This is a genomic window from Bacillus salitolerans (assembly GCF_042680805.1).
In the GTDB taxonomy this organism is placed as follows: Bacteria; Bacillota; Bacilli; order Bacillales; family SA4; genus Bacillus_CJ; species Bacillus_CJ salitolerans.
The window spans coordinates 122868-124280 of sequence record NZ_JBHUEM010000028.1; the positions used below are offsets into that span (position 1 = coordinate 122868).

Annotated in this window: 2 protein-coding genes; both read left to right on the top strand. The window is 35.9% G+C overall.

All coding sequences use genetic code 11. The features are described 5' to 3' along the window. Positions 1 to 461, top strand: a 461-nt coding sequence (locus ACFSCX_RS16200) for an HNH endonuclease signature motif containing protein (RefSeq protein WP_377929292.1), incomplete at its 5' end; no start/stop codon positions are given. A gap of 483 nt (positions 462 to 944) precedes the next feature. Further along, positions 945 to 1307: a hypothetical protein gene (locus ACFSCX_RS16205; protein ID WP_377929293.1), complete on the top strand. Its 363-nt coding sequence runs from the start codon at positions 945 to 947 to the stop codon at positions 1305 to 1307. Positions 1308 to 1413 lie beyond the last annotated feature (106 nt).

Below are 1413 nucleotides of genomic sequence, written 5' to 3' on the forward strand. Positions count from 1 at the left end.
TGGTATTTGTGCCGATTTATGCACAACGACACAAAACAAATCTATGTTTCTCTCAAGACATATGTAACTATACTGCCGTCGGCAGAAACAAAATTCATCAAAACCTAAAGGCGATTAACAAAAGAGTATTAAGCTATGTTATGAAAAACTTTATTCCTAGTCGAACGATTGAATATAATGACAATCGTATAAGCAAATTCATTGCCCAATATGGAAGATGTGCAATCTCAGGAGTTGAACTAGGATTTAACGATTGGCACTGCCATCATAAGATACCTTATCATCTCTCAAGAGATGATAGGTATTCAAATTTGATAGTGTTACATGAAACTGTTCATCGTATAGTCCATATGAAGAATAAAGAAAAGATAAAATCACTACTAGGTGATTTAAAATTTTCTAAAAAACAAAAAGATAAAATCAATGAACTACGTAAAGGCTGTGAAAATGAAGCAATTTGACTAGGAAAAAGAAATAACTTCTATTCATTAAATACATAGAATCGAATGAATTAGATTAGTTGGAACGCCGTATGCGGTGAAAGTCGCATGTACGGTGTGAACAGGGGGAAAAGGGGGAGATAATGTCAAACCTTTACCTATCTGTATGAAGAACGAGGTTATACTTTTGTTCAATGGCCGGCGCTGGCACATATAATTGAACAACTATCTTCAAAAAAACGATATTTATAGTCAAGGATTTCACTTATGTAGTTTAAAGAAAAACTTGAATTCCCTTCTATATTTTTATTAGGCATATGAATGTAAACTATATTCTGGTAAAATTATGTAAATTCTTGAAAATTCTAAAGTGGAATTTATTCAAAACGATTCACCATAAAAAAACATATTAACTGGATGTTTATATTCCCCAACAACAAGATAACGAATATATCCAGGATAATATGCGCTGTCTCATCTAAAAAGAAGAAAATGGAGGAATTAATGAAAATCGAACTTGAAAAGCTGATTTATACTTTGAACCAACGCTTCAAAACGAATATCATATCTACTGACTACCAATCAATTCCGTTAAAGGGCGGAACTGTGGGGAATGTAAACTTAGTAACGGGAATCGCTGAAACCGAGGATGGTGAAAAATTACCTTACCGTATAGTGTTGAAAATCCAGAACAAGTGGGAGCGCTACGGTGATCCTAGTTCATGGCGCAGGGAATATGATTTGTATTCTTCTGAATTGGGAACGACTTTTTCACAAGCTCTTCGGTGGCCGATATGTTATCACGCCGAGAGTTTAATCCCGAAGGATATGAATACTATCTGTGGCTGGAATATATCGATGGCGTAACTGGTTTAGACTTGACCGCTGGCATGTATGAAAAAGCCGCGTTGGAATTAGGACGATTTCAAGGCAGGTTGTATGCAGAGCAACCAGCCGTGCTGCAGAGCCTGAC

What these genes read in the sequence shown, in the direction of transcription:
- ACFSCX_RS16205 (WP_377929293.1), top strand. Translation starts at nt 945, where the DNA reads ATGAAAATCGAACTTGAAAAGCTGATTTATACTTTGAACCAACGCTTC.